At 69.4% G+C, this 6,839-nt stretch carries 7 protein-coding genes; 4 read left to right on the top strand and 3 right to left on the bottom strand.

Annotated elements, in window-relative coordinates; all coding sequences use genetic code 11:
• Positions 1–282: nuclear transport factor 2 family protein (locus DPQ64_RS18230; protein ID WP_157971782.1), on the bottom strand; the 282-nt coding region annotated here is incomplete at its 3' end.
• Positions 283–545: 263 nt separating this feature from the next.
• Here DPQ64_RS18230 and DPQ64_RS18225 point away from each other — a divergent pair.
• Together DPQ64_RS18225 and dps are read left to right on the top strand one after the other, a co-directional pair.
• The gene (locus tag DPQ64_RS18225; protein ID WP_115865713.1) at positions 546–1,688 is read left to right on the top strand and encodes a DNA primase large subunit PriL; all 1,143 of its coding nucleotides are present in this window, start codon (positions 546–548) and stop codon (positions 1,686–1,688) included.
• Positions 1,689–2,339: 651 nt separating this feature from the next.
• Complete coding sequence (gene dps, locus DPQ64_RS18220) at positions 2,340–3,149, top strand: DNA starvation/stationary phase protection protein Dps (RefSeq protein WP_115865715.1); 810 nt, start codon at positions 2,340–2,342, stop codon at positions 3,147–3,149.
• A 4-nt stretch (positions 3,150–3,153) separates the two neighbouring features.
• On the opposite strand, the gene DPQ64_RS18215 is transcribed toward dps, so the two are convergent.
• Positions 3,154–4,332 carry an HD domain-containing protein gene (locus DPQ64_RS18215; RefSeq protein WP_115865712.1) on the bottom strand — a complete coding sequence of 393 codons (1,179 nt, stop codon included), beginning with the start codon at positions 4,330–4,332 and terminating at the stop codon, positions 3,154–3,156.
• A 123-nt stretch (positions 4,333–4,455) separates the two neighbouring features.
• Between DPQ64_RS18215 and DPQ64_RS18210 the strand changes: the two genes are divergently transcribed.
• On the top strand, positions 4,456–5,295 hold the full coding sequence (locus DPQ64_RS18210) for an alpha/beta fold hydrolase (RefSeq protein ID WP_115865711.1): 840 nt from the start codon (positions 4,456–4,458) through the stop codon (positions 5,293–5,295).
• A 44-nt stretch (positions 5,296–5,339) separates the two neighbouring features.
• On the opposite strand, the gene DPQ64_RS18205 is transcribed toward DPQ64_RS18210, so the two are convergent.
• Positions 5,340–5,714 (bottom strand): CBS domain-containing protein, encoded by a 375-nt coding sequence (locus tag DPQ64_RS18205; RefSeq protein WP_198662201.1) that lies wholly within the window; start codon positions 5,712–5,714, stop codon positions 5,340–5,342.
• Between the two features lie 132 nt (positions 5,715–5,846).
• On the opposite strand from DPQ64_RS18205, the gene DPQ64_RS18200 reads away from it, so the two are divergent.
• On the top strand, positions 5,847–6,839 hold a 993-nt coding region (locus DPQ64_RS18200; protein WP_198662200.1), incomplete at its 3' end, for an AMP-binding protein.

Raw genomic sequence — 6,839 nt, 5'->3', positions numbered from 1 at the left:
GGCGACCTCGGGGAGGTCGCCGCGCGGGGCCGCCTGCTCGTTCAGGGCCGCCTGCTCGTGCGGGGCGGCCTGCTCGGTGTACACCGCGTCGATCTCGTGGGACGTGTTCGTGCTCGGCCGGCCGTCGCGCATGAACTCCACCAGCGTCTCGCGGCCCTCGAACGTCCGGTCCGGGCGCTCGTGGACGACCCCCGGCACGAGCAGCTCGGCGAATCGGTCGTAGCGTTGGGCGTCGATGGCCTCGTAGTACGCGCGGGCCGTCTCCGCAGCCGACTCGGTCATGGCTCGACCGACGCAGGGTGGCCTCTCAAAGCCTGCGGTGGGTCGGGGGTAGTATTCAGGTAAACGATTAGAACTGTCGAGGAGTCCTCGAAAGCCCTCGCCCTTTCAGTCCACCAGGGGTGAGATGTGAGTCTCCGAGCGCAACTGGTCAGTGGCTGCGCTTATCTGAACACTACTGGTCGGTCCACGCCGGAAACGAGGACGCGCGCCGAGTGGCGCTGGCGACCGTCGCGTTTATCGGGGTCGCCCGAAATGGAGCGAGTATGGATCCGGTCCACGCCAACTACCCGTTTCTCGAATCCGCCCGCGAGGCGGTCCGGGAAGCGGACCTCGGCCTCGCCGACATCATCCGCGCCGGCGAGACCGGTGGGACCCGCCATCCGGCGGTCGAGCGAGGGGTCCAGCGGGTCGAGCGCGCGCTGCTCGACGGCACGGTCGACGTGCCCGAGGGCCAGCGCCATCCCGGCGTGCAGGCCGAACTCCTCTCGTATCCGGTAGCGCGGGTGCTGGTCTCGCTGCTCGACATGCCGGGCGTGGTCGAGAAGTACGCGACCGCGGAGGCTCAAACTGCGTTCGAGCGGTTCACCGCGGACTTCGAGGCGCTCGACGACGACGCGAGGGCTCCGGAGAACGGGAAGGTCCCGCTGCGGTACGTCCTCCACGAGTTCGACCTCTCGGGGAAGGTCGATACTGCGGGGTGGGGCGATACTGCGGGGCGAGGCGATACTGCGGGGCGAGGCGAGACAGCCGGCCCCGACGACCGCGACGAGGGATTCGCGATGGAGGTGACGGCGTACCTCCGGCTCGCGTCCGGTTTCGACGGCGAGCGCTGGCGGCTGGTCCGCCGGGAACTCGCCGAGGGCAAGGTGGCCCTCTCGGCCGACGAACTCAACGAACTCCTTCGGGAGGCGGTCCGCCAGCGCGTCGAAACGGGGCTGCCGACCACGGTGCCCGACGAGATCGCGGACGGGCTCACGGACGAAGTCGCCGAGCTGGAGGACACCTTCTCTGAGGTGGACGTGACCCGCGACATCGACGTGCTCGCGCCCGAGCAGTTCCCGCCGTGCGCGTCCGCGTTGGTCGAGCGCGCGCAGGCGGGCGAGAGCCTCTCGCCCCACGCCGAGTTCGCGCTGGTGTCGTTTCTGGCGAGCGCGAACGCCGACGAGGAGGAGCTGCTCGCGCTCTGCGGCGTCGACGGCGAGACCGAAGCGCGAGCGCTGCGCTACCGCGCCGAGCGCGTCGCCGACGAGTCGGGCGCGCAGTACGCCCCGCCCTCGTGTGCGACCATGGAGGCGTACGGCGAGTGCCCGGTCGCAGACGAGGAGAGCGAGGTCGAGGACCCGCGCTGTGACACCATCTCGCACCCGCTGGCCTACTACGAGGAGGCGCTCGCTGACGCGGACTGAGTCCAAAATGAGGCCGTTGTTTCCGCAGAATAAACTGGCTCCCCTCAGCGACTGCATTGCTACGTTTACTCTTGGAATCCCGGCGCGTGGAGGCGCGACCTCGTGTCGCGCCATACCGCGCGAGGGACGAGTAGCGTGGTTCGAAAATCGGAGATTTTCGTCATCCCAGAAATCTCCGATTTCTGGAGACAGTGGAGCGACGCGACCGAGGCTTGCGAGACCCCTGCGGCGTCTCGCTGCTCTGCGAACGTAGTTCGCAGACAACGCAGGCGGCTGGGGAGGACGAGGTGCGGTCGCGGTGCAGTTGCGGTCACGCCGAGGCTCAAGCAATAGCTAGCTTCACCGCGTCGTCCTCATCTGCCGTGAACTCGACTGAACTAGCTACTGCTTGAGCCGAGGCGTGACCGCACAGCCACTGCACTGCGACCGCAACCGCGGGCCTCGAACCTCCCCAACCTCCTCCCTCGCTCCGCTCGGTCGTCCCTCGCACAGTATGGCGCGAGATAAACTCGCGCCAGCGCGCGCCGGGTGGTTAGTGGAACCTACGCTAACGCCGGACTGCTTCTTGACGAGAGCTAGATTTTCTCGCTCACCTCTCCCTTCGCCCGAACCTTCTTGCCCGAAGTCGTCGTGGAGAGCGTGGGGAGAGACATGAGTTTCCAACGACAGCAACAGGGAGTCACAGGCACGCCACTTGGGAGTACCAATCCACAGGAACACGGCCAGCAGCCACGCCGATCACGCACTTACCGAACCGCAGTCGAGCTTCCGGACCAGACCCGGGAAGCGGTCGTCGGGATGCTCAACGCCACGCTCGCAGACACGACCGACCTGATGACGCAGGCCAAGGTCGCCCACTGGAACGTGAAGGGGATGAACTTCTACCAGCTCCACCTGCTGTTCGACGAGATCGCCGAGACGCTGAACGAGCACGTCGATATCATCGCCGAGCGCACGACCGCGCTGGGCGGTGAGGCGACCGGCACGGTCCGGGACGCCGCCGCGAGCACGCACATTCCGGAGCTACCGCCGGACGCGACCACCGGTCCGGAGTACGTCGAAGCGCTGGTCGAGCGCGTGGGCGTCCACGCCAACAGCCTCCGGCGCGACATCGAGATCGCAGTCGAGCACGGCGACGAGGACACCGCCGACATGTACACCGAACTCTCCCGCGAGGTGGACAAACAGCTCTACTTCCTCGAAGCGCACCTGCAAGCCGTCGAACCGGAGGCGGTTCCGCGGAGTCCCGGCGTGCCGACGCAGAGCCAGCAGTCCACGCGGAATCAGCGGTCGATGCAGGGCCAACAGTCCGCGCCGGGTCAGCAGCCGACACAGAGCCGGCAGCCGACACAGAGCCAGCAGTCGATGCGTGGTCAGCAATCGACGCATGGTCGGATGCAGGGCGGGAGTCCAACACAGGGCGGTCGTCGCTCGCGATACGGCGGCGGACAGGGGTACTGACGGCTCAGACCTCGACGCCGAGCACGCGCTCGGCCGCCGCGCCGACCTCGGGGATTCGCTCTTCGGGCGCGTACACGCCGAGTCGCCACTGCGCTCGCCCGGCCGCGCGCAGCCCCTCGACCAGCGGCGACTCGTCGGCCAGCTTCCGGACCTCGCCGTCCACGACCACGCGGGTCGAGGTCTCGGGCATGCCGGGTTCGCCCGGCGCGTCGACCAGCACGGCCTCCGGCGGGACTTCCGCCGTGGCCGCTATCTCGCGCTCGAACGCCCGGACCTGCTCGTGGTCGGCCGTCACGACCGCGTCGGGCACCGCGTCGAGCTTGGCCCAGACCGCGCGCTTGTAGAGGTCCCGGCGTTCGAGCCGCCGGGCGGCGTCCTCTGTCGCCTCGCACTCGCGGAGCGCGCCGAGCAGTCGGTCGTCGGTCATCCGCGCGAACGACTCCGGGGCGAGGTCGGTCGAATCCAGCAGCCGCTCGCCCGCGCGTTCGAGCATCGCGCCCGCGATGCGCGAGACGTGGTGGCGGTACACCGTCGAGTTCATCAGCGCGCGGGCGACCAGCGTCCCCTCCGCTGTCTGGACGTTGCCCGCCGAGAGCACGAGATTCCCGTCGCGGAACCGGAGCGCGGCCAGCAGGCGCGAGTAGTCGATGGTGCCGTACGGCACGCCGGTGTGGTGGGCGTCCCGGACGAGGTAGTCCATCCGATCCACGTCGAGTTCGCCCGCGACGAGCTGGCCGAGCCGCCCCTTGCCGGCCACCAGCGCGGCAACCTCGTCCGGGTCGAGGCCGTGCGATTCGAGGACGGCGGGGATGCGACTCTCCGCGAGGACGCCGTCGGCGAGCAGGTCGCCCAGTTCGTCGTGGTGGCGGCCGAGCCGGCGCTGGATGATGCCCTCGGTCTGGTGGCCGTACGGCCCGTGGCCCACGTCGTGGAGCAGGGCGGCCGCCCGGACCGCGAGCGCTCGCTCGCCCTTGACGCCGAGGCTGTCGAGGGCTCGCCGCGCGAGGTGGTAGACGCCGAGGCTGTGCTCGAACCGAGTGTGGTTCGCGGAGGGGTAGACCAGACGGACCGTGCTGAGCTGCTTGACGTACCGGAGTCGCTGGAGCGCCGGGGTGTCGAGCAGGTCCGCGGCGAGGTCGCAGACCGGAATGTGGTCGTGGACGCTGTCCTTGATGGCCTTCATGGCTTCGGAGTTGACGGAGGGGTGTCAAAAAGGACCCGTCATCGCGTCGGGTCGAACGGAACTGTGGATCCGCGGCCGTTCCGAACGGAACGCTTGAAGCGCGGCCGGGCCGAACGCCCGCCAATGCCCTACGCGGACAACGACGGCGTCTCCATCTACTACGAGGTCGGCGGGACGGACGAACAGCGCGCCGGAAGCGGTGGCGGAGCGACGGACGAGCCGGTCGTGCTCCTCGCCGACGCGGGGTACGGCGCGTGGCAGTGGAGCTGGCAGTTCCCCGCGCTTGCGGGACCACACCAGATCGTGGTCGTGAACACGCGGGGCACGGGCGAGTCCGACCGCCCGGTTGCCGATACGGATAGCGAGTACAGCGTCGCGACGATGGCCGAGGACCTCGACGCGGTGCTGGCCGACTGCGGGGCGCGCAGGGCCCACCTCGTCGGCGCGGGACTCGGCGGGATGGTCGCGCTCCGGTACGCCCTCGACCACTCGCGGGCCGCGACGCTCTCGCTGCTCGGCACCTCACCCGGCGGTCCCCGAGCAGAGTCGATTCCCCCGGAGGTCCGCGAGCAGCTCGCGGCCGGCCGCGACGACCCCGCAGCGCTCCGGGCGTCGCTCGACCCCGTGGCTGGCGAGGAACTGCTCGCGACCGACGAACTGGTCGACCGCATCGTCGAGTGGCGCGCGGCGGAGGACGCCGACCGCGAGGTCGCCCAGGCCCACTTCGACGCGATGGCCGACTTCGACGCGAGCAATTGGCTCTACGAGATCACGATTCCAGCGCTGGTGGCCCACGGCGCTGACGACGGCGTGGTTCCCCCCGAGAACGGACGCCTGCTCGCCGACGGGCTGCCGAAGGGCGAGTTCCGCGAGTTCCCCGGCGAACACCTCTTCTTCGTCGAGCAGTCGAAGGCGGTCAACGACGCACTGGTGGGCTTTCTGGAGGAACATCGAGCGGAATAACGGTGGAGAAACGACCGGGCCCGCCCTCGACTGAGAGCGGAGAACTAGGAGAGGTGGCTGGTGACGTCGGTCGAGGAGACCATCCCGACGTAGCCGTCGTCGACGACCGGGAGGTGCTTGATGCCGTAGGTGGTCATCATCGCAGCGACCTCCTCCATGTACAGGTCCGGAGTCGCGGTCTCGACGTCGGTCGTCATCACGTCCGAGACCATCAACTCCGCGGGGTCGCGGCCCTGCGCCACGGCGTCGAGCACGTCCGTACTGCTGATGATCGCCCGCGGCGTAGTCCGGACGACCAGCGCGCTGATGTCCTTCTCGCGCATGCGCTGGGTGGCCTCCCGCACCGTCGCGTCCTCGGCGATCGTCTCCAGCGGTGCGGACATCACGTCCTCGACCGTCGGTCTCGTATCGGAACTCATACAGCTAGGGATTGACGCCGAGGTTATGGTTTTTTCCATGAAACCCCCGAGCATTCGGAGATGTATCTACTATCAGTCCGTCGCCCCGCCACTGCAACAACGCATACGTCCGGGGGCGTCGAACCACTCGTCATGACGCTCTCGCTCGCGCAGCGGGCCGACCTTTGGGGGGATCGGACTGCGGTGGTGGACACCTCGGCCGACCGGCGGGTCAGCTACGCCGCGCTCGACTCCGAGGCCGACGGGATGGCCCGCAGACTCTCCGCACTGGGGGTCGAAGCCGGCGACCCCGTGGCGGTCGTCTCGCGCAATCGGGTCGAGACGCTGGCGCTGCTGTTCGCGGTCCGGCGACTCGGCGCGGTGCTTGCGCCCGTCTCCCACCGGCTCACGCCCGCGACCGTCGAGGGGCCGCTGGAGACGGTCGACCCCGCGGTGGTCGTCCACGAGACTGCCCAGCGCGACCTCGTCCGGGAGGTGCCCGACGACGAGTCGTACTCCTTCGAGGAACTCGCCCGCGAGGACGGCGAGGAGTACGAGCGGGTCGACCCCGATCCCGAGGACTCGCTGCTGTACCTCCACCGAACGGAACGGGCTGACCGGCCAGCCGTCGGCGAAACCCGAACGACGGCGGGCGAACGCGAGGGGAGCAATCGGCCGGGCGAGTCGCTGAACGAGAACCCCCGGACCGCCTCGCGCGTCGTGGACCTCCCGGCCCGCGCGGTCGAGTGGAACTGCATCACCGCGGTCGCGGCGTGGGGCCTCGGCAGGGGCGACTGCGCGCCCGCGCTCGTTCCCTTCTCGGACACCGACGGGCTCCACCGACTGGTGCTCCCGCTGCTGTACGTCGGCGGGACGGTCGTCGTCCTGCGCGCGTTCGACCCGGACTCGACCCTCGCTGCGGTGGCCGAGGAGGGCGCGACCGCGCTGTTCGCCGGCGCGACCGAGTACCGCGAACTGGTCGAGAGCGACGGGTTCGAGGGAACCGACTTCGAAAGTGTGGCGTGGATCGCCACGCGGTCGGCGCTCCCCGCGGACGCCCGCGAGGCGCTGGCCCGGAGGGCTCCCGTCTGCCGGACCTACGGCCGGGTTGAGACTGGGCCGAACGACCTCCTCGTCCCGCCGGCG

Origin of the sequence: Halorussus litoreus, from assembly GCF_003382685.1 — an archaeon.
GTDB classification, from domain to species: domain Archaea; phylum Halobacteriota; class Halobacteria; order Halobacteriales; family Haladaptataceae; genus Halorussus; species Halorussus litoreus.
The sequence above is the reverse complement of the archived record's forward strand: the minus strand, read 5'-3'. Positions and strand labels throughout refer to the sequence as shown.

Coding starts and splice junctions, on each gene's coding strand:
- DPQ64_RS18225 (WP_115865713.1), top strand. CDS start 546: ATGGATCCGGTCCACGCCAACTACCCGTTTCTCGAATCCGCCCGCGAG.
- DPQ64_RS18215 (WP_115865712.1), bottom strand. CDS start 4,332: ATGAAGGCCATCAAGGACAGCGTCCACGACCACATTCCGGTCTGCGAC.
- dps (WP_115865715.1), top strand. CDS start 2,340: ATGAGTTTCCAACGACAGCAACAGGGAGTCACAGGCACGCCACTTGGG.
- DPQ64_RS18210 (WP_115865711.1), top strand. CDS start 4,456: ATGCCCTACGCGGACAACGACGGCGTCTCCATCTACTACGAGGTCGGC.
- DPQ64_RS18205 (WP_198662201.1), bottom strand. CDS start 5,714: ATGAGTTCCGATACGAGACCGACGGTCGAGGACGTGATGTCCGCACCG.